This window comes from Variovorax sp. 05L425, from assembly GCF_056397705.1.
Genome location: NZ_JBFTNY010000009.1, coordinates 19,504 through 44,076, shown reverse-complemented (window position 1 = coordinate 44,076; position 24,573 = coordinate 19,504). Strand labels below are relative to the sequence as shown.

Annotated in this window: 23 protein-coding genes; 18 read left to right on the top strand and 5 right to left on the bottom strand. The window is 65.0% G+C overall.

Going from position 1 to position 24,573, the window contains the following annotated elements; all coding sequences use genetic code 11:
* Positions 1–99: 99 nt before the first annotated feature.
* From AC1DN9_RS12330 to hisC, 3 genes are read left to right on the top strand one after another with little or no spacing between them, the layout of a single operon-like run.
* Entirely contained in the window at positions 100–816 is a 717-nt protein-coding gene (locus tag AC1DN9_RS12330; RefSeq protein ID WP_478100475.1) for a CoA pyrophosphatase, read from the top strand.
* A gap of 42 nt (positions 817–858) precedes the next feature.
* Positions 859–1,860 (top strand): CobD/CbiB family protein, encoded by a 1,002-nt coding sequence (locus AC1DN9_RS12325; RefSeq protein WP_478100473.1) that lies wholly within the window; start codon positions 859–861, stop codon positions 1,858–1,860.
* A 19-nt stretch (positions 1,861–1,879) separates the two neighbouring features.
* Positions 1,880–2,965: a histidinol-phosphate transaminase gene (hisC, locus tag AC1DN9_RS12320; protein WP_478100471.1), complete on the top strand. Its 1,086-nt coding sequence runs from the start codon at positions 1,880–1,882 to the stop codon at positions 2,963–2,965.
* Here the strand turns inward: hisC and rsgA are convergent.
* The 3 genes from rsgA to AC1DN9_RS12305 are packed head-to-tail and all read right to left on the bottom strand — an operon-like array spanning position 2,959 to position 5,540.
* Positions 2,959–3,897 carry a ribosome small subunit-dependent GTPase A gene (gene rsgA, locus AC1DN9_RS12315; protein WP_478100467.1) on the bottom strand — a complete coding sequence of 313 codons (939 nt, stop codon included), beginning with the start codon at positions 3,895–3,897 and terminating at the stop codon, positions 2,959–2,961. The genes hisC and rsgA overlap by 7 nt on opposite strands.
* A gap of 20 nt (positions 3,898–3,917) precedes the next feature.
* On the bottom strand, positions 3,918–4,256 hold the full coding sequence (locus tag AC1DN9_RS12310) for a 4a-hydroxytetrahydrobiopterin dehydratase (protein ID WP_478100465.1): 339 nt from the start codon (positions 4,254–4,256) through the stop codon (positions 3,918–3,920).
* A 9-nt stretch (positions 4,257–4,265) separates the two neighbouring features.
* Complete coding sequence (locus AC1DN9_RS12305; RefSeq protein WP_478100463.1) at positions 4,266–5,540, bottom strand: M48 family metallopeptidase; 1,275 nt, start codon at positions 5,538–5,540, stop codon at positions 4,266–4,268.
* A gap of 78 nt (positions 5,541–5,618) precedes the next feature.
* On the opposite strand from AC1DN9_RS12305, the gene orn reads away from it, so the two are divergent.
* Both orn and AC1DN9_RS12295 read left to right on the top strand, forming a co-directional pair.
* Positions 5,619–6,209 carry an oligoribonuclease gene (gene orn / locus AC1DN9_RS12300; protein WP_478100461.1) on the top strand — a complete coding sequence of 197 codons (591 nt, stop codon included), beginning with the start codon at positions 5,619–5,621 and terminating at the stop codon, positions 6,207–6,209.
* 217 nt (positions 6,210–6,426) lie between these two features.
* On the top strand, positions 6,427–8,262 hold the full coding sequence (locus tag AC1DN9_RS12295) for a DEAD/DEAH box helicase (RefSeq protein ID WP_478100459.1): 1,836 nt from the start codon (positions 6,427–6,429) through the stop codon (positions 8,260–8,262).
* Between the two features lie 81 nt (positions 8,263–8,343).
* Here AC1DN9_RS12295 and AC1DN9_RS12290 read toward each other — a convergent pair whose 3' ends face one another.
* Entirely contained in the window at positions 8,344–8,736 is a 393-nt protein-coding gene (locus tag AC1DN9_RS12290) for a hypothetical protein (RefSeq protein ID WP_478100457.1), read from the bottom strand.
* A 242-nt stretch (positions 8,737–8,978) separates the two neighbouring features.
* Here AC1DN9_RS12290 and AC1DN9_RS12285 point away from each other — a divergent pair, with 242 nt between their 5' ends.
* From AC1DN9_RS12285 to AC1DN9_RS12265, 5 genes are all read left to right on the top strand, one after another.
* Positions 8,979–9,509: a hypothetical protein gene (locus tag AC1DN9_RS12285; RefSeq protein ID WP_478100455.1), complete on the top strand. Its 531-nt coding sequence runs from the start codon at positions 8,979–8,981 to the stop codon at positions 9,507–9,509.
* A gap of 101 nt (positions 9,510–9,610) precedes the next feature.
* Positions 9,611–10,684, top strand: a complete 1,074-nt coding sequence (locus AC1DN9_RS12280) for an NAD/NADP octopine/nopaline dehydrogenase family protein (RefSeq protein WP_478100453.1) — start codon at positions 9,611–9,613, stop codon at positions 10,682–10,684.
* Positions 10,674–11,672, top strand: coding sequence for a 3-hydroxybutyryl-CoA dehydrogenase (locus AC1DN9_RS12275; RefSeq protein ID WP_478100451.1), 999 nt, complete (start codon positions 10,674–10,676; stop codon positions 11,670–11,672). The genes AC1DN9_RS12280 and AC1DN9_RS12275 overlap by 11 nt, the downstream gene beginning before the upstream one ends.
* Positions 11,669–12,469 carry an alpha/beta fold hydrolase gene (locus AC1DN9_RS12270; protein ID WP_478100449.1) on the top strand — a complete coding sequence of 267 codons (801 nt, stop codon included), beginning with the start codon at positions 11,669–11,671 and terminating at the stop codon, positions 12,467–12,469. Before AC1DN9_RS12275 ends, AC1DN9_RS12270 begins: the two co-directional genes overlap by 4 nt.
* Positions 12,466–13,410, top strand: a complete 945-nt coding sequence (locus AC1DN9_RS12265; protein ID WP_478100447.1) for a quinone oxidoreductase family protein — start codon at positions 12,466–12,468, stop codon at positions 13,408–13,410. Before AC1DN9_RS12270 ends, AC1DN9_RS12265 begins: the two co-directional genes overlap by 4 nt.
* 6 nt (positions 13,411–13,416) lie before the next feature.
* On the opposite strand, the gene AC1DN9_RS12260 is transcribed toward AC1DN9_RS12265, so the two are convergent.
* Positions 13,417–13,956 carry a MarR family winged helix-turn-helix transcriptional regulator gene (locus tag AC1DN9_RS12260; protein ID WP_478100445.1) on the bottom strand — a complete coding sequence of 180 codons (540 nt, stop codon included), beginning with the start codon at positions 13,954–13,956 and terminating at the stop codon, positions 13,417–13,419.
* Between the two features lie 84 nt (positions 13,957–14,040).
* Between AC1DN9_RS12260 and AC1DN9_RS12255 the strand changes: the two genes are divergently transcribed.
* Genes AC1DN9_RS12255 through AC1DN9_RS12220 form a run of 8 tightly spaced genes read left to right on the top strand, consistent with a single transcriptional unit; the run spans position 14,041 to position 24,571 of the window.
* Positions 14,041–16,200, top strand: coding sequence for a thiamine pyrophosphate-dependent enzyme (locus AC1DN9_RS12255; RefSeq protein ID WP_478100443.1), 2,160 nt, complete (start codon positions 14,041–14,043; stop codon positions 16,198–16,200).
* A 12-nt stretch (positions 16,201–16,212) separates the two neighbouring features.
* Positions 16,213–17,706: an indolepyruvate oxidoreductase subunit beta family protein gene (locus AC1DN9_RS12250; RefSeq protein ID WP_478100441.1), complete on the top strand. Its 1,494-nt coding sequence runs from the start codon at positions 16,213–16,215 to the stop codon at positions 17,704–17,706.
* A gap of 16 nt (positions 17,707–17,722) precedes the next feature.
* The gene (locus AC1DN9_RS12245; protein WP_478100439.1) at positions 17,723–18,715 is read left to right on the top strand and encodes a PDR/VanB family oxidoreductase; all 993 of its coding nucleotides are present in this window, start codon (positions 17,723–17,725) and stop codon (positions 18,713–18,715) included.
* An 11-nt stretch (positions 18,716–18,726) separates the two neighbouring features.
* Positions 18,727–20,040, top strand: coding sequence for an aromatic ring-hydroxylating dioxygenase subunit alpha (locus tag AC1DN9_RS12240; protein ID WP_478100437.1), 1,314 nt, complete (start codon positions 18,727–18,729; stop codon positions 20,038–20,040).
* Positions 20,040–20,525, top strand: a complete 486-nt coding sequence (locus AC1DN9_RS12235; protein WP_478100435.1) for an aromatic-ring-hydroxylating dioxygenase subunit beta — start codon at positions 20,040–20,042, stop codon at positions 20,523–20,525. Before AC1DN9_RS12240 ends, AC1DN9_RS12235 begins: the two co-directional genes overlap by 1 nt.
* 7 nt (positions 20,526–20,532) lie before the next feature.
* Positions 20,533–22,155 (top strand): AMP-binding protein, encoded by a 1,623-nt coding sequence (locus tag AC1DN9_RS12230; protein WP_478100433.1) that lies wholly within the window; start codon positions 20,533–20,535, stop codon positions 22,153–22,155.
* The gene (locus tag AC1DN9_RS12225) at positions 22,152–23,321 is read left to right on the top strand and encodes a thiolase family protein (protein WP_478100431.1); all 1,170 of its coding nucleotides are present in this window, start codon (positions 22,152–22,154) and stop codon (positions 23,319–23,321) included. The genes AC1DN9_RS12230 and AC1DN9_RS12225 overlap by 4 nt, the downstream gene beginning before the upstream one ends.
* Positions 23,318–24,571, top strand: a complete 1,254-nt coding sequence (locus AC1DN9_RS12220) for an SDR family NAD(P)-dependent oxidoreductase (protein ID WP_478100429.1) — start codon at positions 23,318–23,320, stop codon at positions 24,569–24,571. The genes AC1DN9_RS12225 and AC1DN9_RS12220 overlap by 4 nt, the downstream gene beginning before the upstream one ends.
* Positions 24,572–24,573: the final 2 nt, after the last annotated feature.

The following is a 24,573-nucleotide window of genomic DNA, read 5'->3' as shown; positions in this document are numbered from 1 at the left end:
GGGTATTCGTGATTTTTGTTGTGGTGCCGTGTCCCACGTTTGCACCGTTTTTGCGTTTAACTTACCAAGTCCATTCACTTGACCACTCTCCCATCGGCCATGCGCGCTTCTCCCGTCGAAACGATCAATGCCGTGCTCCCGCCGGTTCTGCCGTCGTTCGACCCGCGCGAGGTGCCGGTGACCTTCGTTGATGCCGATTTGCCGGCGGTGTCGCCTGATCAGCTCAGCGCCCGCGCATTGCGTGCGCGCTTTGCCGCACCGCCTGCATGGACTCCCGAACTGCGGCGCGAACCCCGGATGATGGACCGGCCGCCCGCCCAAGCGGCCGTGCTCGTGCCCGTTGTGATGCGGGATACGCCCACCGTCCTGCTGACCGAACGCTCTGCGGGCCTGACGAACCATTCGGGACAGGTGGCATTTCCTGGCGGCCGGGTTGATCCAGAGGATGCCAACATTGCCGCCGCTGCGCTTCGCGAAGCTTGGGAAGAGGTCGGTCTGTCGGCCGAGTACATCGAAGTGTTGGGCAATCTGCCGACTTACACGACCATCACGTCGTTCATCGTCACGCCGGTCGTCGCGCTCGTCCGGCCGGATTTCGAGCTGACGATCAATCCTTACGAAGTCGCAGAGGCCTTCGAAGTGCCATTCTCGTTTCTGATGAATCCGGCAAACCACCGTCATCACAGCATGACCGGCAACGACCTCAAGTCGCGCGAATGGATTTCGATGCCATATCAGGATGGCGACCAGGAGCGCTTCGTGTGGGGCGCGACGGCAGGCATGCTGCGCAATCTCTACCGTTTTCTCTCTGCCTGAGCGGCCCATGGGATCCCGCAAAGGCTCTCGTATCATCGACGAATGAGCTTCTTTGCGATCCTGTGCGCGTTGCTGATCGAGCAGGTGCGTCCGTTGGCGTACCACAACCCCATCTATGGCGGCGTGCTTGCATGGACGCGCTGGACCAGCCGCAATTTCGACGCCGGCAAGCCAAATCACGGCTGGGTGGCTTGGTCCCTTGCGGTGTTCGTGCCGACCGTGCTTGCGCTGGCCGTGCATTGGCTTCTGATTCTGACGATAGGGCTGCCCTTTGCGGTCTTGTGGAGCATTGCGATCCTGTACGTCACCTTGGGATTCCGACAGTTCAGCCATCATTTCACCGGCATTCGCGATGCCCTCGACGAGGGCGACGAACCGTTGGCGCGCTCGTTGCTCGCGCATTGGCAGCATGTCGACGCCGTCAACCTGCCGCGCAGCGAAATCGTGCGACACGTGATCGAGCACTCAGTGATCGCCGCGCATCGGCACGTCTTTGGCGTGCTTGCGTGGTTCTCGATCCTCGCGGCGGTGGGGCTCGGTCCTGCCGGGGCGGTGTTCTACCGGATGAGCGAATTCGTCGCGCGCTATTGGGCGCACAAGAGCGGCGCATCGACGCAACCTTCCAGCATCTGGGTTCAGCAAGCCGCGGAGCGCGCCTGGGGACTGATCGACTGGCTGCCTGCCCGAATCACGGCCCTGGGCTTTGCGGTCGTGGGTAGCTTTGAAGAGGCCATCGACTGTTGGCGCAACGACGCTCGCCGTTTTCCGAACCGGAACGACGGCGTCATCCTTGCCGCGACATCCGGTGCGATCAACGTGCGGCTCGGTGGGGGTACGTTGAGCGCCGTGCCGATGACCGATCCATTGCCGCGCGCGCAAGCCGGAGATTCGTTCGCCGACGGCCAGATCCCGGACAGCGGCAGTACTCCGGGACGCGAGCCCGAGCCGGCACACCTGCGCAGCGTCGTCGGTCTTGTCTGGCGATCGGTCGTGATGTGGATGGTTCTACTGGCGCTGCTCACCTTGGCGCGCTTGCTGGGCTGAGCCTCAAGAGGGCGCGATCGTGTCGAAATCCCCGATCTTCTGGAGCCCGCGCATCGAGGCGCTCGAACCCTATGTGCCTGGCGAGCAGCCGCGTATCGCCAATCTCGTCAAGCTCAACACCAACGAGAATCCCTATCCGCCGTCGCCGCACGTGATCCATGCCATCCAAAGCGCGGCGGAAAGCGGTCTCGAGCGCTACCCCGACCCCGAATCGACGGTGTTGCGCGAGGCCCTTGCCGCACGGCATGGGCTGGATGCTTCGCAAGTCTTTGTGGGCAATGGCTCCGATGAGGTTTTGGCCCACGCGTTCTTCGCGTTTTTTCAGCAGGCCGAACCCCTTCTGATCCCGGACATCACCTACAGCTTCTACCGTGTCTACGCGCAGCTCTACGGGATCGCATGCGAACTCCCGCCCGTTGACGAGGGTCTGCGCATCGATGCCGAGGCACTGGTTGCGCGTGCTGCGGGCGGCTGCGCGGGCATCGTCATCGCCAATCCGAACGCGCCGACCGGCATCGGATTGCCGCTCGCTCGCATCGAGGCGCTGCTTCAGGCGTGCCCGGGTCGCGTGGTGCTGGTGGACGAGGCGTATGTCGATTTCGGCGGCGAAAGCGCGCTTCCCTTGATCGACCGCTATCCGAACCTGCTCGTCGTGCAGACGCTCTCCAAGTCGCGCTCGCTCGCCGGTTTGCGGGTCGGCTTTGCCTGCGGTCAGGCGCATCTCGTCGATGGGCTTCAGCGCGTCAAGAACAGCTTCAACTCCTATCCGATCGACCGCCTCGCGTCGGCGGGTGCCGTGGCAGCCATCGAGGAACAAGCCTGGTTCGAGCGGACCCGCAACGACGTGATCGACACTCGCGAAGGGCTGGTGCTGCAACTGGAAGACCTGGGCTTCGAGGTGCTGCCGTCCCAGGCCAATTTCCTGTTCGTGCGGCACCCTGCACTTGATGCCGGCGGTCTTGCCGCGTCGTTGCGCGAAAGAGCGGTTCTAGTGCGCCACTTTCGCCAACCGCGAATCGCGCAATATCTGCGCATCACCGTCGGAACGCGTGATCAGTGCTCGGCACTGGTCGATGCGCTGGCTGCCATCCTCGGCGCTCAGTAGCGCGTCTGACTGAGTTCGGCGAACAACTCGCCGTAGATGCGGTAGCGGGACGCACTGATGGCGCCCGGGTGCGAGGCCGAATCCAACTGCCCGATCACGCCGCAACCCGGTTCGTGCAGGTGCGTGCAGTTGTAGAACTTGCAGTCGGTCGCATGCTCGGCGATGTCGGGCATCAGATGCGCGAGTTGCATCGGTTCGATGTGATGCAGGCCGAATTCCTGGAAGCCCGGCGAGTCAATCAACGCGGTGCTGCTCGCCTTGTCCATCCAGTACCACGTCGTGCTGGTCGTCGTGTGCTTGCCCGAGTTGAGAGCCTGCGAGATCTCGCCTGTCAGGACCGTGGCGCCGGGCACCAGCAAATTGATCATCGTGCTTTTGCCGGCGCCGGAGGGGCCCAGCACCAGCGTGGTCTTGCCGGTCAGCAGTGTCGTCAGTGTGGCGCGATCGGTATCGCCCGAAGCTGTGAGAGCCAGCGGCAGCACTTGGTAGTGCATGCGCCGGTAAGGGGCGAGTCGGTTCCACGCGCGCTCGAAAGGTGCCTTCAGGTCGCTCTTGTTGAGCGCGATCAGCGGCGTGATGCGTTCAGCCCCGGCGGCTATCAATGCGCGCGTCAACTGGGTTTCGGAGAATTCGGGTTCCGCGGCGATGAGGATCAACACTTGGTCGAGATTGGCCGCGAACGACTTGGTCCGGATCTCATCCTGTCGATAGAAGAGATTCTTGCGCGGCAGCACCTTTTCGATCGTGCCTTCGTCCTGGCTCGCCTGCCACTGAACGCGATCGCCGACGACGGCCTGGCTCTTTTTGCCGCGCGGGTGGCAGATGACGCGCTCGCCTTCCGGCGTTTCGACAATGCAGTGGCGGCCGTGACCGGCGACAACAAGTCCGTCGCGCAGTGCCGCGCCGTTCGTGCCGGCGCGCTGCTTAGCCAAGGATGCGTTCCATGGGCGGCTCAGTTTGCAAGCAGTGCGTCGGCCTGCGATGCGCACTCGAAGTCCGTCGCCGAGATGCCGTCCACGTCGTGTGTATTGAATCGCACGACGCAGCGGTCGTAGTGCACCGAGAGATCCGGGTGGTGATCCTGCTTGTGCGCCACCAGGACGAGTGCGTTCACGAAAGCGATGGTCTCGAAATAGTTCGCGAAGGTGAAGGTTTTTTCGATCGCGACGTTCGCGCCGTCGCCTGCCAACTTCCAGCCTTCGAGACGTGCCAGGCTTGCCACGATTTCCGTGGCGCTCATGGCGCGTCGTGGGTGGGACTTCCAGTCTTTGAATGTCAACATGCTGCTCATCGTCGGCTTTCAGGTTGCCCCGGCCATGCGCGCGAGGCGTTCGGACGCGGGTGGGTGCGAGTAGTAGAACTTGACGAACACCGGATCGGGCGTGAGCGTCGAAGCGTTGTCCTGATAAAGCTTGAGCAGCGCAGCGGACAGGTCGGCGCCGCTGGTTTGGGCGACCGCGTAGGCATCTGCCTCGAACTCGTGTCGTCGGCTGATCAGCACCGGCAGCGGCGCCACGAAGAACCCGAACACGGGCACGGCGAGCATGAAGAGGAGGATGGCGAGCGCACTGTTGGGCGCCGACATATTGGGTTGCACACCCAGCCCGACAAAGAACCATGTGTGCACGGACAGCCAGCCCAGTAGGGCGAAGCCGGCCAGACTCAGCGCGAACATGGCTGCCATGCGTTTCACGACGTGCCGGTGCTTGAAGTGACCCAGCTCATGTGCGAGCACGGCCTCGACCTCTCCGGCATTGAGTTGGCGTAGCAGTGTGTCGTAGAAAACCACGCGCTTGCTGGCGCCGAAGCCGGTGAAATAGGCGTTGGCATGCGCACTGCGCGTGCTGCCGTCCATCACGAACAGTCCCTTGGCCGCAAAGCCACAGCGTTGCATCAGCGCAGTCACGCGGGCTTTGAGAGCGGCATCGTCCAGCGGCTGGAATTTGTTGAAGATCGGGGCGATGAAAGTCGGATAGACAAGCATCAGCAGCAGGTTGAATGCCATCCACACGCCCCAGGCCCAGAGCCACCATAGCGCGCCGGCCGCACTCATGAGCCAGAGGATGAGCGCGGCGATCGGCAGGCCGATCACTGCACCCAGAACCAGGCCCTTGATCGCGTCTGCGAACCATAGCCGCCAGGTCATCTTGTTGAATCCGAAACGCTCTTCGAGCCGAAAGGTCTGCCACAGCGTGAAGGGCAGCTCGAGAAGTCCGCCGATCAGCGCGAAAGCGGCGAGCAGTGCCAACTGCTGCAGCATGCCGCCGTCCATCCAGGCGAGCAGTGCCTTGTTGAGCAGGTCGAGTCCGCCGAGCAGCGTCCAGCCAAGAAGCACGGCGGCGCCCCACGCCATCTCGAGCACCCCCAGTCGCGTTTTCGCGATCGTGTAGTCCGCCGCCTTCTGGTGGGCCTCCAGCGCGATCGCCTGCGCGAAGGCCTCCGGAACCGCGTTGCGATGGCGCGCAACGTGCCGCACCTGTCGTGTGGCAAGCCAGAACTTCACGACCAGCCCGACGACCAGCGCCACGGCGAAGGCCAGGGTGAAGGCAAGGGGGGCGGACGAGGTGGTAGGCATGACGGTCGAGTTTAGCCCGCAGGCCCTCTGCTCGCCTGCGGGCCGGTCGCCTGAAGGGGCATCGACGACAATCGGCGGATGCCCGAATCCATCGAACCGGCTGCGTCCGCGGCCACGCTCAAGAAGAGCGACCAGAACCTCGTCTGGCTGGACTGCGAAATGAGCGGCCTTGACCCCGAAAGGGAGCGGCTGCTCGAGATTGCCGTAGTCGTCACAGGCCCCGACCTCACGCCGCGGATCGACGGCCCCGTCCTCGTCATCCATCAGAGCGATGAAGTGCTGGACGGCATGGATTCCTGGAACAAGGGCACGCACGGTCGCAGCGGACTGATCGACAAGGTCAAGGCCTCCAAGCTCGACGAAACAGCGGCCGAGCAACAACTGATCCAGTTCATCTCTCGCTACATCCCGAAGAGCGGTTCGCCGATGTGTGGCAACACCATCGGGCAGGATCGCCGCTTCCTGGTCAAGTACATGCCCAAGCTGGAGGCCTACTTCCATTACCGCAACCTGGACGTCAGCACGCTCAAGGAGCTTGCCAAGCGGTGGAAACCGGCCGCCTACAACGCGTTCAAGAAGCAACAAGCCCACACGGCGCTCGCCGACGTCCATGAATCGATCGAGGAACTTGCGCATTACCGCGAGACCTTCCTTCGCATCCAGGATTAGGTAAAAACCCGGAGCCGTGCAATAATCACGGGCTTCGCTGTTGAGTACCCAGGGGTTCAGACAGCGTTTTCCTGCATCTCCCTATCTTGCACATCGCGCCCGACTGAATGGGCCGCAGCCGCGACGAAAGTCGAAGCTGAACGTCGTTGGATGGTTGATGTTTTTCACCACCCGACGGGGCGCCGCCTACGGCAGCGCTCGCGTATGAGACTTTTCAATGACCGACGCTTTTGAAGCGCAGGGCGACTTCGCGCCTGTGCAATCCGACAACTTCGCCATTTCGGGCGAAGCCGAATCCATCTCCATCACCACGCCCGTGCTCGAGGCGCTCGAAGCCGAGGCTGTCGAGCAACCCAAGCTCCCCAACGGCTTTGTCAAGCTGGGCCTCGCGCCCGAACTGATCGCAGCTGTCGAAGACCTCGGCTTCACCCAGCCGACCGTCGTGCAGGAACAGGCGATCCCTCGCGCAATGACGATCAGCGGCGATGCCGGCGGCACCACTCGTTTCGTCGACCTGATGGTTTCCAGCCAGACCGGCAGCGGCAAGACGGCGGCCTTCCTGCTGCCCGTGCTGCACACCCTGCTGCAGCGCCAAGCCGAAGCCGAAGCTACCGCCAAGGCCGAATTCCAGCGCCTTGCCGCCGAGGCCGCCGCCCGCGGCGAAGCGCCGCCGAAAAAGGCAAAGCGCAAGGATCCCACCAACACGCGCAATTTCAAGCCTGCCACACCCGGCGCGCTGGTGCTCTGCCCCACGCGCGAACTGGCACAGCAAGTTGCGCACGATGCGATCGATCTGGTCAGGCATTGCCGCGGCCTGCGTATCGCCAGCGTGGTTGGTGGCATGCCTTATCAACTGCAGATTGCCAAGCTGCAGAACGCCGACCTCGTCGTCGCCACGCCGGGCCGTCTGCTCGACCTGCAGCGTTCGATGCAGATCAAGCTCGAACAGGTCAAGTTCCTCGTCGTCGACGAAGCCGACCGCATGCTCGACCTCGGCTTCTCGGACGATCTCGCCGAGATCAACCAGCTGACCATCGAACGCCAGCAGACGATGATGTTCAGCGCGACCTTCGCGCCACGCATCCAGCAGCTCGCGCAGCGCGTGATGCGCGAACCGCAGCGCCTGACCATCGATAGCCCGCAAGAAAAGCACGCCAACATCAAGCAGGCGCTCTTCTGGGCAGACAACACCCAGCACAAGCGCAAGTTGCTCGACCACTGGCTGCGCGACACCACCATCAACCAGGCCATCGTGTTCGCAAGCACGCAGGTCGAGTGCGACGGCCTCGCCAATGACCTGCAGCAGGACGGCTTCAGCGCCGTTGCGCTGCACGGCGCTCTGAGCCAGGGCCTGCGCAATCGCCGCCTGATGGCATTGCGCCAGGGCCAGGTGCAGATCCTTGTCGCAACCGATGTCGCCGCGCGCGGTATCGACGTGCCGACCATCACCCACGTCTTCAACTTCGGCCTGCCGATGAAGGCCGAGGACTACACGCATCGTATCGGCCGTACCGGCCGGGCAGGGCGCGACGGCCTGGCCATCACCTTCGCCGAGTTCCGCGACCGCCGCAGGATCTTCGACATCGAGGCCTATAGCCGCCAGCAGTTCAAGTCCGAAGTGATCCCCGGCCTGGAGCCCCAACAGCGCGCGCCGCAATCGCGCCCGCAAGGCGACTTCGGCGGCCGTGGCCGCGATAGCCGTGAACCCCATTCACGCGATCGCAAGTTCGGCGGCGGCGGCGGCGGTGGCGGTCATCGTGGCGGTTTCGGCGGCGGCTATGCCGGCGCCAGCGGTTTCAACGATCGCAACGCCCGCGGCCCGGGCGCTCCGGCACCGCGTGGCTTCCAGAACCAGGGCAATGCAGGCTTCGGCGGCGACCGCAACGAAGGCGGCGGCTACGGTCGCAAGCCGGGTTGGGGTGACAGCGCACCGCGCGGCGGAGCCGGCGGTGGCCGTGGCGAGGGTTTCGCGCCCCGCGGCCATGCCGGCGGCGGCGGCAAGGTCTTCGTTCCGCGCGACGCGCAGAAGCGTGGATTCAAGCCTGGCCGCTGAGTGACGGCGGCCGTGAGGCTGCCTTGCAATTCGCAAGCCCGTATTTCTTCGGAAGTACGGGCTTTTTGTTTTGTTGGGTCGCTACGGTGACGGGTCGTCAGGGGCTGCCTGCGAACTACTCCGCGACCGCGCGCGCTGCACGAGCAGCGCGATCAGCAATGTCGCGGCAGCCGAACTCGCCATGCCTCCCGACGACCCCAGCAGTTGGGCCAGTCCGTCGACAGTCTCGACGCTGACCTGTTGGGCGTGATGGACGAGCGCGACCACGTCGGCGGTATGGACGTTCTGGATGTCCTCGAGCCGGACGCTCAGATCATGGCCGGCATTGCGGAACCGGATCTTCGCGAAGATGCCGTTGGCAATGGCCACGAGAGACAACACGCCCAGTGGCCGCATCAGCGCCTCGACGAGGCTGCGGCGCTCTGCAATGGGCGCTTCCTCGAAAACCTCCGCGACAAGGTTGGGTATGGTCATGTCCGAGTCAGGCTCGGGGGTCGTCTGAGAGTTGCTCTTGGATTGCAATGGGGTATGTGCCATGGCGTTTGCTTCTCGTCTGCTTCTCATTCGAGCTAAGCATGTTGGCCTCGCGGCATGGCAATCTGATGAACGCAGCGTAAAGCCCGGTGACTTTACGAAAACGGAGGCCGAAAACAGCCTTTACGCCGGATTCACACGGCGGACAGACTCCTGGGCGTGGCCGATGGCTCAATCCGTCCATGTCGGATGCAACGGTCTTCACGCAGCTTCGTTTCTGGTCCCTGGTGCTGTTCTCGGTCGTGATGCCCGCCGCCATCTTCGTCACGCTCTTCGTGCGGCGCGAGTTCTCGAAGACGACGGTGCTGGTGTTCGGCCTGCTGCTCATCGGACTGGCAGCGGCGGACATCTTTCTGCTGCACGCGCTGTCGGTCTCGGCCCGCGCGACACCTTCGCTCGCAGACGACGTCGTCTTTGCGTCGGAACTCTCGATCGCGCTCTACATCCTGCCGGCCGCGTTCGGAACATTGGGCATCAACATGACTTCGCACGTGCTCATGCACTACCTGAAGCAAAAGGAGCAAAGGTTCGAAATGCACCATGCCTCTCCGGTGCCACCTGAAGCGAACCCGTTGCGCACGCGGGCCCAGGTCGAATCACGCACGCGCAAGCCCAAGGGCGCCTACCGGGTGCACCGCCGAATTGCAAGGTCGACTGGCGGCCGTTCCCGCTCCGCGCGCCTAGTGACAAACGCTAATACGACCTCAATTTAATTGACATATGAACAGTTGAAAAGTAATGTAATGAGGCCTCGAATCCTCCGTGACCGCTTCTGCGGCCGGTTCGTCCACCTCGTTTCTTCAACTGTTGCCTTATGAAAATCGCGATTCTCGGCGGCGGCCACGGCGCCTATGCGGCTGCCGCAGACCTGTCCGAAGCTGACCATGAAGTGCGTCTCTGGCGTCGTGATGCCGCGGCGCTGGAGCCGCTCCTTCGAACAAGTTCGATCACGCTCAAGGACGCCGCCGGCACGCGCGACGTACCATTGGCGCTCGCCACGTCCGACATCGCAGCCGCATTGCGCGGCGCCGACCTGATCGTCATTCCCACGCCGGCTATCGCGCAGGAAGACATTGCCCGTGCGATGGCCCCGCACCTCGTCGATGGGCAGGTCGTGTTCCTCCCGCCCGGCACCTTCGGCAGCTACGTCATGGCGCGCGTGGTGGCCGAAGCCGGCAACCGTGCCGACGTGGCCTGGGCCGAAACCGGCACGCTGCCCTATCTCGCGCGCAAGCATGGTGAGCGCGAGGTGAATGTGACGATCCGTGCCATTCGCCTGCCGACCGGCGTGTACCCGGCGCGTAAATCGCAGGAAGCGATCGAGGTGATCCGCAAGGCCTATCCCAGCGTGCACGGCTGCGGCGATGCGCTCTCCGGCGCGCTGATGAACGCAGGCCCTGTCATCCATCCACCGTTGATGGTGATGAACGCCGCGCCGTTGCAGCACTTCGAGCGCTGGGACATCCACAACGAAGGCACGCAGCGCGCAGTGCGCGACGTGACCGACCGTCTCGACCAGGAACGCATGGCGGTGCGCGAGGCTTTCGGTCAGGGCGCGCCGCACTATCCGCTGGCGGACCACTACAACAACGATCAGTGGATGTACGGCGACGCGCACAAGCAGTTGGTGAAATCGGGCGACTGGCGCGAAAACATCGACCTCTATGCGCACCGCTACATCACCGAGGACACCGAGCTCGGCTTGGCGTTCCTGGCTTCCGCGGCCCGCTATGCCGGCGTCGACGCACCGATTGCGCACGGGTTGCTGGCGATCGTCGGCGGTTTCCTCGGCCGCGATCTGCGCAAGGGTCCGCGCACGCTGGAAGCGCTCGGTCTCTCCGGATTGACGCCGGCGCAACTCAAGCAGAGATTGCACGATGGCGAGTGAACTGCCGAGATTCGCCGCCGTCGGCGCGGGGCGCATGGGGCGCGGCATCGCGATCGCGTTCGCGTACGCCGGTCACCGCATTTCGCTGATCGACCTGCGCCCGCGTAGCGATGAGGCGTGGCACAAGCTTCGCGGCGAAGCGCAGACCGAGATCGAGGCCAGCCTGTCCGGGCTCGCTCAACTCGGCGTGATCGACTCCGCGCAGGTGCGTGCGATCGCGGCGCGCGTCGACTTCGTGAACGCAGCCGATGCGCCTGCCGCTCTGGCAGCAGCCGAACTGGTGTTCGAGGGCGTGCCGGAAACGCTGGAGGCCAAGCGCGATGCCTTCGAGCACATCAATCGGCATTGCAGCGACGACGCGATCCTCACCTCCACCACCAGCAGCATCCTCGTGACGCAGCTTGCGGCGCTGGTGCGGCGGCCCGAGCGCTTTCTCAACATGCACTGGCTCAACCCGGCGTATGTGATCCCGGTCGTCGAGCTCAGCTGCCACCCTGGCACCGATCCTGCCGTGCTCGCTCGCACCAAGGCCCTGATGGAGGCCATCGGCAAGCTGCCCGTCGTGTGCGGCGCGGCGCCGGGCTACATCGTTCCGCGCCTGCAGGCGTTGGTGATGAACGAGGCGGCCCGCATGATCGAGGAGGGCGCCGCCACCGCCGAAGAAATCGACAAGGCCACGCGCTACGGCCTGGGCTTGCGCTTCGCCGCGCTCGGCGTCGTCGAGTTCATCGACTTCGGCGGCTGCGACATCCTGCATCACGCGAGCCGTGAGATGTCAGCATCGATCGACCGCGCACGCTACACCGCGCCTGCCATCGTGGACCGCATGGTCGAAGAAGGGCGGCTCGGCCTCAAGAGCGGTAGCGGTTTCTACGACTACGAAGGTCGCGACGTGGCGGCGTATCGCCGCGATGTGCTTTCGCGAACGCTCGGCATGCTCAGGCACGCCGGGCTTTGGCAGCCGCCAGCGACCGAGACGCACTCATGACCATCCGGCGTGCCTTCGCCGACCTGTCGCCTGGGCAGATCCACTACGCCGAATGCGGCGATCGCGAGGCGCCGGCCGTGCTGCTGCTGCATCAGTCCCCGCGCAGCTGGTCAGAGTACCGCGCGGTGCTTCCGCTGATCGGCGCGCACCATCGCGCCATCGCCATGGACACCGTGGGCTTCGGCGATTCCGCGGCCGGCGATGGACCGGCAAGCATTGAGCAATGGGCACGGGTCGCGTGCGAATTGCTCGATGCACTGCAGATCCGAAGCGCCGCTGTGGTGGGCCATCACACCGGTGGCGTGATCGCGGCCGAACTGGCGGCGGCTTTTCCGGATCGCGTGCGCGGGCTGGTTTTGTCGTCGACGCCTTTCACCGATGACGCGTTCCGCCGCGCACGTGCCGGACGTCCCCCGATCGATGAGGTCGAACCCACCGATGACGGGACGCATCTCGCCGCGCTGTGGCAACGAAGGCAAGGTTTCTACCCGGCCGGCCGGCCCGAATTGCTCGAAGCTTTCGTACGCGATGCGCTGAAGGTGAGCGGCAGCCCCGAAGACGGCCATCGCGCCGTGGCCGCCTACCGCATGGAGGATCGCATCCATCGCGTGACGCAACCCACGCTGATCATCCGCGCCACCGACGATCCCTTCGCCGCTCCGCATGCGGCTGAACTGCTAGAGCATCTCGCGAACGCGCGCATCGTCGACATCGCGGGCGGCATGGTGCCCTTGCCCGACCAGTTGCCTGAGGAATTTGCGCAAGTGGTCCTCTCCTTTCTGGAGACGCTGGCATGAAAGCCATACGCGTGCACGCATTCGATGCGCCTCCCGTACTGGAGGATGTTGCAGACCCAGTCGCGCGAGCCGGCCGTACGATCGTGCGCATGGAAGCAGCGACAGTCGGCCATATCGACCGCACGGTGTGGCGCGGCAGTTTCTTGAAGCATCCGCCTTTTCCCTACACACCAGGCGTCGAGGCGGCTGGCGTCGTGGTCGACAGCGCGCAGTACGCAAAGGACCAGCGCGTATGGCTGCGCGGCAGCGGATTGGGCACGCTCTTCGACGGTACCTGGTCCGAACTGATCGATTCGCCCGACGAAGCGCTCGGCCTGCTGCCGGACGGCGTGTCTGCCGCCATCGGCTCAGCCTTCTTCTCGCCCAGCACGTCCGCATGGGTCGCGCTGCATGACATCGCGCATCTCTCCGCAGGCGAGAGCGTGCTCGTGACAGGTGCGACGGGTGCGGTCGGATCGATGGCGGTGCAGCTTGCGCTTGATGTCGGTGCGGACGTGACAGCAGCCGTCGGCAACCCGGCGCAGGCGCAATCGATGCCGTCCGGCGCAAAGGTCGTGGTGCTCGGCGATGACCCGGCGCGGGCCCTGGAGAGCGTTTCGGCCGACCTGCTGGTCGACACCGTCGGTGGACATGTCTTGAGCGTCGCGCTGCCGCGCATTCGGCCCGGCGGCCGAGCCGTGCTTGTCGGCTACACGGCCGGCAACGCGCTCTCGCTGGACATCGCGCATTTTCTGCAGAGAGACGTGTCGTTGCTGCCGCTCAACATGTTCCGCCGCGAAGCAGCGGGCCGCTCGGCGGCGCCTGAACTTCTGGCCCGGCTGGCAGATGGCCGGCTACGGCTGGATGTCCAGCCCTTCGCCCTCGAAGAAGCCGCAAAGGCGATGGACTGGATCAGCCAGCGCGGCCATCGCGGCCGGGCGGTTCTTGTACCCGGGCGCTGACGCGCTTCAAACCTCTTCGGCCGTCTCGCCTGCCTCGCCCGGCACACGCGCATGCAGTTCGATGATGTGACGCAGCGTGTCCTTGAGTTCTTCCGCGCGCTGGAGGCCGAAGGGCTCGAGCACGCGCCGCTCGTGTTCGCGCGCCAATTCCATCAGATGTTCCACCGCCTTCGTGCCCTTGCGCGTGATCCGCACCAGAGTGATACGCCGATCACTGTCGTGGGGCAGGCGCTCCACCTGTTCGCGCGCTTCCATGCGGTCGAGCAGCCGCGTGACCGTGGGCTGCTTGGTCACCGTCACCTGCGCAAGCTGGCCGATGCTGATCGCCTCGCCGCCCGCCAGCGACGCCATGACGCGCCATTCCGACACCGAAAAGCCGTGCTTGCGCGCGACCACGTGGAATTCGGAGGAGATCAGCTGACTTGCCTGCGCCAGCAACGCAGGCAGGTAGTCGTCGACGAATCGAGGCTTCTCGCCCGGCGTGTCGACTGTGAATGGCCCCGGATCCGCGGCGGGCACGCTGCTTGCATGTCTAGGGTTATTCATGATTGTGAATACATTCAGTTGTCAACATTATAGAGACCGCGGTTCCGTTGGGAACCCAGCAAATCCCTAACCGGAGAGGGCGCCATGGCAGAACGATCATTCGTCGAGGAAGTCAAGAAGCTACGGCTGACCGGTGGCGAGGTGTTTCGGGGTGAAGGCATTCTGGCAGTCACCAAGGCCTTGCTCGAATCCGGCGTTTCGTACGTCGCGGGCTACCAGGGCGCGCCGATCTCGCACCTGATGGATGTCCTGGCCGACGCCCAGGACATCCTCACTGAGCACGGAATCCGCTTCGAGAACAGCGCGAGCGAGGCGACTGCCGCCGCGACGCTGGCGGCCTCCGTCAACTACCCGCTGCGCGGCGCCGTGACCTTCAAGGCCACGGTCGGCACCAACGTCGCCTCTGACGCCCTGGCCAACCTGGCTTCGGGCGGCGTGACCGGCGGCGCGCTGATCATCGTCGGCGAGGACTACGGCGAAGGCTCTTCGATCATGCAGGAGCGCAGTCACGCCTTCGCGATGAAGTCGCAGATGTGGCTGCTCGACCCGCGGCCCAACCTGCCGAGCATCGTCGACGCGGTCAAGCAGGGCTTCGATCTGTCGGAGGCCAGCCATACGCCGGTGATGCTGCAACTGCGCATTCGCGCATGCCACGTTCACGGGCAATTCATTGCCGGCGACAACCGCCGCTCGAAGTTCACGCTCAAGGAAGCACTCGAAAACCCGCAGCGCGACGTGAGCCGCATCGTCCTGCCACCGGCCAGCTTCCAGCACGAGCAGGAAAAGGTGAAGGACCGCTGGCCCGCCGCCGTGCGCTTCATCGAAGAGCGGCAGCTCAACGAATTCTTCTCCGAAGGCGCCGACGACATCGGCATCATCGTCCAGGGCGGCAGCTACAACACGCTCATCCGTGCGCTCGAACGGCTGGATCTGGCCGACGTCTACGGCAACTCGAAGGTGCCGCTCTATGTGATGAACGTGGCCTATCCCGTCATCGAGAGCGAGGTGCTGCGCTTCTGCGAAGGCAAGCGCGCCGTCATGATCGTGGAAGAGGGCCAGCCCAACTTCGTCGAGCAGAACCTCGCGACCATCTTGCGCCAGGCGGGTTCGACCACGGCGCTGCATGGCAAGGACATGCTGCCCGTCGCCGGCGAATACACCGCCGCCGAACTGCTCAAGGGCGCGCGCAGCTTCTGCGAACGCTATGGCCGCCTCCAACCTCTGCCGGTGCCCGCGCCGGTGCGCAAGGTGATTCCGCTCGTCGCGATGGCCGAACCCGCGAAGCCGCTGGGCGACAGCGTGCATGCGCGCCCGCCGGGCTTCTGCACCGGCTGCCCTGAGCGTCCGATCTTCAGCGCGATGAAGCTGGTCGAGCGCGAACTCGGCCCGCACCATGTGAGCGCGGACATCGGCTGCCACCTGTTCTCCATCTTGCCGCCGTTCAACATCGGCAACACGACGATGGGCTACGGCCTCGGTGCCGCGGGCGCTGCGGCGCTCAACACGCAGGCAGGCAAGCGCGCGATCTCGATGATGGGTGATGGCGGCTTCTGGCACAACGGCCTGACGAGCGGCATCGCCAACGCGGTCTTCAACGAGAGCGACAACCTCACCATCGTCGTCGACAACAACTACACCTCCGCGACCGGCGGCCAGGACATCCTGTCGTCCAAGGCGGTGAATGCAACCCGCAGCACCGGCCACGAGATCGAGCGCGCGGTGCGCGGCGTCGGCGTCAAGTGGGTGCGGACGATGCGCCGCACCTACGACGTCGCGGGCATGCGCGACACGCTCAAGGAAGCCCTGACCACGAAGGAGAAGGGACCGAAGGTCCTGATCGCGCAATCGGAATGCATGCTGAACAAGCAGCGCCGCGAGAAGCCGATGGTGCGCAAGGCCATCGCCGACGGCAAGCGCATGGTGCGCGAGAAGTTCGGCGTCGATTCCGACACCTGCACCGGCGACCATTCGTGCATCCGGCTGTCGGGTTGCCCGTCGCTGTCAATCAAGCCCAACCCCGATCCGCTGCGCGTCGACCCGGTCGCGACCGTGCTCGACACTTGTGTCGGTTGCGGTGTGTGCGGCGAGGTCTCGCATGCAGCGGTGCTGTGTCCCTCTTTCTACAAGGCACAGATCGTGAGCAACCCGAGCCGCTGGGATCGCCTGCGCGACAGCGTGCGCCAGCGCGTCATCGGCTGGTTGCAGAAGAGCGAGGCCAAGCGCCGCGCGGACTATGCGTTCTGAAGATTGACCACGATGCGACATCAACCAATCAAGATTGCAATCCTCGCCATGGGCGGCGAAGGCGGCGGCGTGCTCGCCGACTGGATCGTCGAGATGGGCGAAGCCAACGGCTATTTCGCCCAGACCACCTCGGTGCCGGGCGTGGCCCAGCGGACCGGCGCAACCATCTACTACGTAGAGCTATACCCGCAGGCGCAGGCCGAGGCCGATCACGGCCAGCCGGTGCTGGCGCTGATGCCGCTGCCCGGCGACGTCGACATCGTGCTCGCGTCGGAACTCATGGAAGCCGGCCGAGCCGTGCAGCGCGGCCTGGTCACAGGCGACCGCACCACGCTCATCGCATCGACCCACCGCGTGTACTCGATCGCCGAGAAGAGCTCGATGGGTGACGGCCGCGTCGACAGCACCGAACTTCTTGCGCACGCCGAACGCGCCGCGAAGCGCTTCATCCGCTTCGACATGGCGAAGGCCGCGGAGGCTTCCGGCAGCGTGATCAGTGCGGTGCTCTTCGGTGCACTGGCCGGTTCCGGCGTGCTGCCCTTCAGCCGCGCGCAGTTCGAGGCCACCATCGAACACGGCGGCGTCGGCGTCAAGCCAAGCCTGAAGGCCTTCGGCGGTGCCTTCGCGCGTGCGCAGGGCGAACCGGAGCCGGAAGCCGCGCCGGTGCAAGTCGCCCCGCCACAGCCACGCCATCCCGCCGTGCGCGCGCTGGTCGAACGAGTGCAGCGCGACTTTCCCGCTGGCGCGCAACCGTTTCTGCTCGAAGGCATCCGCCGCCTCATCGACTACCAGGACGTCGACTATGCCGGCCTCTATCTCGATCGCATGGCCTCCGTCGCCGCCTTGCCCGCCAATGACGACGGCAAGCTGCTGCGCGAAACCGCCCGCCATCTGGCGCTGTGGATGTCTTACGAAGACACGGCACGCGTCGCCGCCCTCAAGACCCGTTCATCGCGCTTCGAGCGCGTGCGCGGTGAGGCCAGCGTGCAGGACGGCCAGGTGCTGGCGATCAACGAATACATGCATCCGCGCCTGCAGGAAATCTGCGAGACGCTGCCGGCCGGCATCGGCCGCTGGCTGATGAACTCGACCCTGCCGCGCAAGCTCGTCGAGCGCCTCACGCAGCGCGGCCGTGTCATCCAGACCAGCTCGTTGCACGGCTACCTGATGCTCAGCACTGTCGCCTGGATGAAGCGCTGGCGACGTTCGACCCTGCGCTATGCGGAGGAGAACCGCCGCATCGAGGAATGGCTGCGACGCATCGCCGACATCGCCGGGCGCAACCCCGAACTCGCCGTCGAGATCGCCCAGTGCCAGCGCCTGGTGAAGGGCTACAGCGACACCCACGAGCGTGGCCTGCGCAACTACGACACCGTGATGGATGCCCTGCAGCGCGCGGGCAGCGCCATCGCGCCTGCCACCCTGCGCGAGCTGCGCGATGCCGCACTGGCCGACGAGCACGGCCACAAGCTGCGCGCCGCGCTCACACAGCACGCGCTCGCCTGAACCGGAAAACCTGCCCATGTCTGCCCAGCCCGCCACATTGCAACTGCGCGTCGTCGAAGCGCGCGAACTGAATCCACTGATCAAGACTTTCCGACTGCGTGCGGCGGACGGTGGGGGGCTGCCCGGCTACACCGCCGGGGCGCACATCCGCGTGCAGGTCGAACTGCCCGACGGTACGCAGGACTGGCGCCACTACTCGCTGATCAACTTCGCCGCGCAGGCCGATGCCACCGATGCTCCGGCCGACTACGTGATCGCCGTCCGCAAGGAAGCCGAAGGCCGCGGCGGATCGCGCTTCATGCACGAGCGGCTGCACGAAGGCGACACGGTCACCATCGAAGTGCCGAAGAACGACTTCCCACTGCACACCGGCCCTGGCGGTACCGTGTTGCTGGCAGGCGGCATCGGCGTGACGCCGCTCGCGAGCATGGCCACGCGCCGCCGAGCTGAAGGGCTGCCCGTGCGCATGCACTACGCCGGCCGCAACCGCGAGCTGATGGCCTTCCTGCCCGAACTGCAATCGGTGTTGGGCGATGACCTGCTCGTGCATTCGGATGAAGAGCGCGGCGGACCGTTCGACATCGGCGCACTGCTCGATGCGTGTCCTGCGGGTGATCGCCTCTATGTGTGCGGCCCCAAGGTCATGCTCGACGCCGTGCTCGCCCAGACGCAGGCGCGGGGCTGGAGTCATGACCGCGTGCACTTCGAGCTCTTCACCACGCCGATGGTGGAAGAGGGCGATCACCCCTTCGAGGTCGAGCTTCTCCAGTCCGGCCAGCGCTTCACCGTGCCCGCCGACCAGAGCATCCTCGACTGCCTGATCGAGCATGGCTGCGACCCGATGTTCGATTGCAAGCGCGGCGAATGCGGCGTGTGCGCGACGCCGGTGATCGAGGGCGACATCGACCACCGCGACTATGTGCTGACCGCGCGTGAGAAGGCGGAAGGCAACGTCATGCAGATCTGCATCTCGCGCGTCAAGGGACAGCGACTGGTGCTGGACATCTGAAGGAGAACAACATGACTTCGTACCGAGGCAACCCCGACGCCGTGCGTGCGCTGGTGCAGGCCGATCGCGTGCACCGCGACCTCTACACCAGCGCCGAACTGTTCGAGCTGGAGCAGGAGCATTTCTTTGCGAACACCTGGAACTACGCAGGCCACGAAAGCCAGATCCCGAAGCCGGGCGACTACCTGAACACCGAGCTCGCCGGCCGGCCGCTGATCATCGTTCGCCACACCGACGGTTCGGTGCGCGCGATGATGAACCGCTGCGCCCACAAGGGCTCGCGACTCGTGACGGCGCCCTGCGGCAACACCGGCAAGTTCTTCCGCTGCCCCTACCACGCATGGACCTTCAAGACTGACGGCTCGCTGCTGTCGATCCCGCTCAAGAATGGCTACGAGGGCACGCAACTACACGAGTGCGAGTCTGCCAAGGGCCTGACCACGCTGAAGAACGTGCGCAGCTACCGCGGCTTCATCTTCATCAAGATCAACGATGTCGGCCCCGACTTCGAGGCGTATTTCGGCGACTCGTTGAGCTCCATCGACAACATGGCCGACCGCTCGCCTGAAGGCGAACTGGAGATTGCCGGCGGCTGCCTGCGCTTCATGCACCAGTGCAACTGGAAGATGTTCGTCGAGAACCTCAACGACACCATGCATCCGATGGTGGCGCACGAGTCCTCCGCCGGAACGGCCAAGAACATGTGGGCCGACAAGTCCGCCGATGAACCGAAGCCGATGGCGATCGAGCAGTTCGTGCCCTTCATGTCCGACTACAAGTTCTTCGAGGACATGGGCGTTCGCACCTACGACAACGGCCACAGCTTCACCGGCGTCAACTTCAGCATCCACAGCAAGTACAAGGCGATCCCCGCGTACGACGACGCGATGAAGGCTCGCTACGGCGAGGAGCGCACTGCGCAGATCCTCGGCATGGCGCGGCACAACACCGTCTACTACCCCAACCTGACCATCAAGGGCGCGATCCAGGCGATCCGCGTGGTTCGGCCGATCTCGGTCGACAAGACCTTGATCGAGAGCTGGACTTTCCGCCTGAAGGGCGCACCGCCCGAATTGCTGCAGCGCACGACCATGTACAACCGGCTCATCAATTCGCCGTTCTCGGTGGTCGGACATGACGATCTGCAGGCGTATCGAGGAATCCAGGCAGGGTTGCACGCGAGCGGCAACGAATGGGTCAGCCTGCATCGCAACTACGACCCGGCTGAAACCAAGGGCGGAGAGATCACGACGATCGGCACGAGCGAACTGCCGATGCGCAACCAGTACCGAAGCTGGGCCCAATACATCACGGAGACGATGTGATGCAGCCCGACGTGACCCGCCAGGATCTCATCGATTTCGTCGTCAACGAATCCCGCCTGCTCGACGCCAAGCGCTACGAGGAATGGAACGCACTCTTCACGGACGACGCGTTCTATTGGGTTCCGCTGGTGCCGGACCAGGAAGACGGCATCAACCACACCTCGCACCTCTACGAAGACAAGCTGTTGCGCGACCTGCGCATCGAGCGGCTCAAGAGTCCGCGCGCGTTTTCGCAGCAGCCGGCGAGCCGTTGCCACCACTTGTTGCAGACACCGACCGTCGAGGAATTCGATGCGGCGGCGAACCGTTTCGTCGTGCGCTCGGAGTTCCACTACACCGAATCGCAGGGCGACGAGCTTCAGTTCTACGTCGGCACCTTCTTCCACCACCTCACGGTGCAGGACGGCGCTTTGCGCATGACGCTCAAGCGCGTCAACCTGCTCAACTGCGACGCGGCCCTGCCCGCTGTGCAGCTCTTCATCTAGGTCCGCCATGCACGCAACTGTTCACGGGGCCTTCAGCGCGAGCGCGCGGCGTACGCCGCGGGGCGAATTCCTGTTCACCGAATCGGTCACGGCGGAGGCCTATGGCATCGCACCCGGCCCGATCCTCTGGGGCGCCGCCGCGGCCGAGGTCGATCGGCTCCGGGCCGCCTATGCGAAGGCTGGCTACGGCCATGGCCATCGCGTCGGCCTGTTGCTGGAAAACCGGCCGGCCTTTCTCTTCCATTGGTTCGCTCTCAATGCACTGGGCGTGAGCGTGGTGCCGATCAACGCGGAAATGCGGTCGGCCGAACTGAGCTACCTGATCGGCCACAGCGAGATCGCACTGGCCGTGACCTTGCCGCACCGCGCGGCCGACCTGCGCGCCGCGGCCGAGACCGCCGGCCGGCCCTTCGAAACCATGGGGCCGGATGATGCCGTTCCACCATCGAAGACCGCGCCACCACATGCTGGCGAGCCAATCGGCCTCGCGACAGAATGCGCATTGCTCTACACCTCGGGCACCACCGGGCGGCCCAAGGGCTGCATGCTGTCGAACGAGTATTTCCTGCGTGCAGGCCAGTGGTACGCGGAGCTGGGCGATCTCTGCCCGGTCCGGCCCGATGCCGAACGCATCATCACGCCGCTGCCGCTCAACCATGTGAACGCGATGGCGTTCTCGACCATGGTGGTGCTGGTCGCGGGCGGTTGCCTGGTGCAGCTCGATCGCTTCCATCCGAAGAGCTGGCTCCAGAGTGCACGTGAGAGCCGGGCCACGATCGCGCATTACCTCGGCGTGATGCCGGCGATGCTGCTGTCGGCGCCCGCGGCGACATCGGACCGCGAGCACGCCATCCGCTGGGGCTTCGGTGCCGGCGTGGACCGCAAGAACCACGCGCCGTTCGAATCGCGCTTCGGCTTCCCGTTGGTCGAGGCCTGGGCGATGACCGAGACCGGCGCTGCCGCGTGCGTGATGGCGAACCACGAACCGCGCCATGTCGGCACGAGTTGCTTCGGCCGCTGCGAGGAATTCGCCGAGATTCGCCTCGTCGACGACGAGGGCCGTGATGTCGCCGATGGCACACCGGGCGAACTGCTCGTGCGGTCTTCCGGCGCCGATCCGAAGCGCTATTTCTTCTCCGGCTACCTGAAAGACGAAGAAGCCACACGTGATGCCTGGGCCGATGGCTGGTTCCACACCGGCGACATGGTGCGACGCGATGGCGAAGGCAACTATTACTTCGTCGACCGCAAGAAGAATGTCATCCGTCGCAGCGGCGAGAACATCTCCGCTGTCGAAGTCGAAAGTGTGCTCAACCAGCACCCGGCCGTGAAGACCTCCGCCGTCGCAGCCACGCCGGACACCGTGCGCGGCGATGAAGTGTTGGCATGCATCGTGATGTGCGATGACATCGATGGATCTTCGCCGGCGGAGATCGCGGCCAGCATTGTCGAACACGCGCTGGCGCAATTGGCCTACTACAAGGCTCCGGGCTACGTCGCCTTTGTCGATGCACTGCCGCTCACGGCCTCGCAGAAGATTCAGCGCGGCCAATTGCGCGAACTGGCCCAAGCATTGCCGGGCCAACCGCACTGCATCGACACCCGCTCAATGAAGAAGAGGCAGTCATGAAGCGCAGGCTTTCCTACGAAGGCGTGGCCGTAGCGGTGCCCGTGACGGTGCCCTACATGCGCTATTCGACGCACACGGCGCACTGGTTCCTCGGCCAGGCCATCGAATCGCTGGTGAAGGCCAGCGGCGTCAAGAAGGATCAGATCGACGGCTTGTGCGTGAGCAGCTTCTCGCTGGCGCCCGATACCGCGGTCGGCGTGACGCAGCATCTGGGTCTCTCGCCGCGCTGGCTCGACCATGTGCCGACCGGTGGCGCATCGGGCGTGATGTGCCTTCGCCGTGCAGCGCGCGCAGTCCAGTCGGGCGACGCCGACGTGGTGGCATGCGTCGCGGCGGACACCAACCATGTCGATTCGTTCCGGCAGACGTTGGGCAGCTTCAGCAACTTCGCGCGCGACGCGACCTATCCCTACGGCTCTGGCGGACCGAACTCGATCTTCGCCATGATCACGTCGAACTACATGCGCACGTTCGGTGCGACGCGCGAGGACTTCGGCCGCATCTGCGTCGACCAGCGCAGCAACGCGCTCAAGAACCCGCATGCCATGTTCAAGAAGCCGCTGACGCTCGAAGAGTACATCTCGGCGCGTCCGATCTCCGACCCGATCCATCTCTTCGATTGCGTGATGCCTTGCGCCGGCGCGGAAGCCTTCCTCGTGATGAGCGAAGAGCGGGCGCGCGACCTCGGACTGGCCCACGTGGTGATTCGCGGCGCGATCGAGCGGCACAACGCGTATTCCGAAGACCCGGTGATGGTCCAGGGCGGCTGGCGCATGGACCGCGACGATCTCTATGCCCAGGCCGGCGCGAAGCCTGCCGACATCGATTTCGTGCAGACCTACGACGACTACCCCGTCATCGTGATGATGCAGTTCGAGGACCTCGGCTTCTGCGAGAAGGGCGAAGGCTCGGCCTTCGTGCGATCGCACAGCATGACGAACGACGGCACCTTCCCCAACAACACCAGCGGCGGCCAACTGTCGGCCGGGCAGGCGGGTGCGGCGGGCGGTTTCCTCGGGATGACGGAAGCCATCCGTCAATTGACCGGCACCGCCGAGGCGCGCACCGTGCCTGATGCGACATTGGGTTTGGTCGCCGGCTTCGGCATGGTGACCTACGACCGCTGCCTGTGTACGGGCGCAGTGATTTTCGGAAGGCCGTCATGACCATGCCCCTGATGCGCCCCAAGCGCAAGAACCCGGTGCTGCGCACCCGGCAGATGAACCTGCCGCCATGGGCGCGCGGCCGTGTCGCGCTGGGCATCACCGCCGCTGCCGCCGAGGGCCGCTTCGAACTGCAGACCTGCGAAGACTGCGGCACGGTGCAATACCCGCCGCGCGAAGCCTGCCACAAGTGCCTGTCGCCGCGACTCCACTGGCGCGAGCAGAGCGGTGAAGGCGAGTTGCTCAGCAGCACCACGCTGCATCACAGCAACGACTTGTTCTTCCGCGAGCGACTGCCCTGGCGACTGGGCCTGGTGCACCTCGATGCCGGTCCGACGCTCATGGTCCACCTGCATGGCGAGGTCGGCGATGCCCCGGCGCGCGTGCGTGTCGGCGCCCGGCTCGACCGCGCCGGGCAGGCCGTACTCATTGGATTTCCGAACGAAGGGAGCCCCCACATGGCTGACGACAAGATGCTGAGAGAAATGACGAGCGACCCGAAATTCCGCAAGGTGCTCGTGACCGATGGCAAGACCGAAGTGGGGCAAGCCATCGTGCGCGCACTGGTCAAGGCCGGGGCCGACATCGTCTGGGTCGGCCATGCCGAGCCCTGGAAGAAGATGGGCGGCCTGGAGGACATCACCGCCTTGCCGCAAGTCACGCTGGTGCCGCTCGATCTCACCAATGGGCGCTCGGTGAGCGAACTGGCCGGCGAGATCGGCGGCAAGGTCGACATCGTGATCAACAACGCCGAGGTGCATCGCAGCTTCGGCATCGGCGCGCGGCGCGGCACGGACGTGGCCAAGGCCGAGATGGACATCAACTACTTTGGCCTGCTGCGTCTCGCACAGGAGTTCGGGCCGGCGCTCAAGGGTCGTTCGGCTGACGGGGTGACCGGCGCGACGGCGTGGGTCAACCTGCTGTCGATCTACGCGCTGAGCAACTTCCCGCCCCACGGCACGTTCAGCGCGTCGAAGGCCGCTGCGCATTCGCTGGCCCAATGCCTGCGCGCCGAAATGCGGCCGGCCGGCATCCGCGTGATCAACCTGTTCCCCGGTCCGATCGACGACGAATGGAACCAGCACACGCCGCCGCCGAAGCTGGCGCCGGGCGCGCTGGCCAACGCCATCGTGAAGGCGCTGCGCGATGGCGTCGAGGACGTGTACCCCGGCGATGTGGCCCAGGAGTGGCTGGAGCGCTGGCGCGACAACCCGAAGGTGCTGGAGCGCGAACTGGCGGCGGGCGGAAGCTGAGC

Bases quoted from the DNA above. Each gene is read 5' to 3' on its own strand.
- AC1DN9_RS12330 (WP_478100475.1), top strand. From the start codon at position 100: ATGCGCGCTTCTCCCGTCGAAACGATCAATGCCGTGCTCCCGCCGGTT.
- AC1DN9_RS12325 (WP_478100473.1), top strand. From the start codon at position 859: ATGAGCTTCTTTGCGATCCTGTGCGCGTTGCTGATCGAGCAGGTGCGT.
- AC1DN9_RS12310 (WP_478100465.1), bottom strand. From the start codon at position 4,256: ATGAGCAGCATGTTGACATTCAAAGACTGGAAGTCCCACCCACGACGC.
- AC1DN9_RS12305 (WP_478100463.1), bottom strand. From the start codon at position 5,540: ATGCCTACCACCTCGTCCGCCCCCCTTGCCTTCACCCTGGCCTTCGCC.
- orn (WP_478100461.1), top strand. From the start codon at position 5,619: ATGCCCGAATCCATCGAACCGGCTGCGTCCGCGGCCACGCTCAAGAAG.
- AC1DN9_RS12295 (WP_478100459.1), top strand. From the start codon at position 6,427: ATGACCGACGCTTTTGAAGCGCAGGGCGACTTCGCGCCTGTGCAATCC.
- AC1DN9_RS12290 (WP_478100457.1), bottom strand. From the start codon at position 8,736: ATGACCATACCCAACCTTGTCGCGGAGGTTTTCGAGGAAGCGCCCATT.
- AC1DN9_RS12285 (WP_478100455.1), top strand. From the start codon at position 8,979: ATGTCGGATGCAACGGTCTTCACGCAGCTTCGTTTCTGGTCCCTGGTG.
- AC1DN9_RS12280 (WP_478100453.1), top strand. From the start codon at position 9,611: ATGAAAATCGCGATTCTCGGCGGCGGCCACGGCGCCTATGCGGCTGCC.
- AC1DN9_RS12275 (WP_478100451.1), top strand. From the start codon at position 10,674: ATGGCGAGTGAACTGCCGAGATTCGCCGCCGTCGGCGCGGGGCGCATG.
- AC1DN9_RS12270 (WP_478100449.1), top strand. From the start codon at position 11,669: ATGACCATCCGGCGTGCCTTCGCCGACCTGTCGCCTGGGCAGATCCAC.
- AC1DN9_RS12265 (WP_478100447.1), top strand. From the start codon at position 12,466: ATGAAAGCCATACGCGTGCACGCATTCGATGCGCCTCCCGTACTGGAG.
- AC1DN9_RS12260 (WP_478100445.1), bottom strand. From the start codon at position 13,956: ATGAATAACCCTAGACATGCAAGCAGCGTGCCCGCCGCGGATCCGGGG.
- AC1DN9_RS12255 (WP_478100443.1), top strand. From the start codon at position 14,041: ATGGCAGAACGATCATTCGTCGAGGAAGTCAAGAAGCTACGGCTGACC.
- AC1DN9_RS12250 (WP_478100441.1), top strand. From the start codon at position 16,213: ATGCGACATCAACCAATCAAGATTGCAATCCTCGCCATGGGCGGCGAA.
- AC1DN9_RS12245 (WP_478100439.1), top strand. From the start codon at position 17,723: ATGTCTGCCCAGCCCGCCACATTGCAACTGCGCGTCGTCGAAGCGCGC.
- AC1DN9_RS12240 (WP_478100437.1), top strand. From the start codon at position 18,727: ATGACTTCGTACCGAGGCAACCCCGACGCCGTGCGTGCGCTGGTGCAG.
- AC1DN9_RS12235 (WP_478100435.1), top strand. From the start codon at position 20,040: ATGCAGCCCGACGTGACCCGCCAGGATCTCATCGATTTCGTCGTCAAC.
- AC1DN9_RS12230 (WP_478100433.1), top strand. From the start codon at position 20,533: ATGCACGCAACTGTTCACGGGGCCTTCAGCGCGAGCGCGCGGCGTACG.
- AC1DN9_RS12225 (WP_478100431.1), top strand. From the start codon at position 22,152: ATGAAGCGCAGGCTTTCCTACGAAGGCGTGGCCGTAGCGGTGCCCGTG.
- AC1DN9_RS12220 (WP_478100429.1), top strand. From the start codon at position 23,318: ATGACCATGCCCCTGATGCGCCCCAAGCGCAAGAACCCGGTGCTGCGC.